Origin of the sequence: Marinicauda pacifica, from assembly GCF_004793635.1 — a bacterium.
GTDB classification, from domain to species: Bacteria; Pseudomonadota; Alphaproteobacteria; order Caulobacterales; family Maricaulaceae; genus Marinicauda; species Marinicauda pacifica.
In genome coordinates this window covers 1-310 of sequence record NZ_SRXV01000068.1, presented here as the reverse complement: position 1 = coordinate 310, position 310 = coordinate 1, and the positions used below count along the sequence as shown (strand labels likewise).

Sequence of the window (310 nt, the reverse complement as noted above, 5' to 3'; positions counted from 1 at the left end):
GCAGGCTCGCCTTGGTGATCCCGAGCAGGACCGGCTCGCCGGTCGCCGGCTTCTTCTTCTCGTTTACCAGTTTCTCGTTGGTCTCGAGGAACTCGACCTTGTCGACGTGCTCGCCGGCCAGGAAGTGCGTGTCGCCGGGATCGCCGACTTCCATCTTCTGCAGCATCTGACGCACGATCACTTCGATATGCTTGTCGTTGATCGGCACGCCCTGCAGTCGATAGCCCTCCTGGATCTCGTTGATCAGGTAGCTGGCCAGCGGCTCGACACCCAGAATGCGCAGGATGTCGTGCGGCGCCGGGTTGCCGTC

1 pseudogene is annotated in these 310 nt (G+C 62.3%); it reads right to left on the bottom strand.

The annotated features are described in order from the left end of the window. A pseudogene (locus E5162_RS14420) lies at nucleotides 1-310 on the bottom strand (DNA-directed RNA polymerase subunit beta'); the annotation flags it as partial.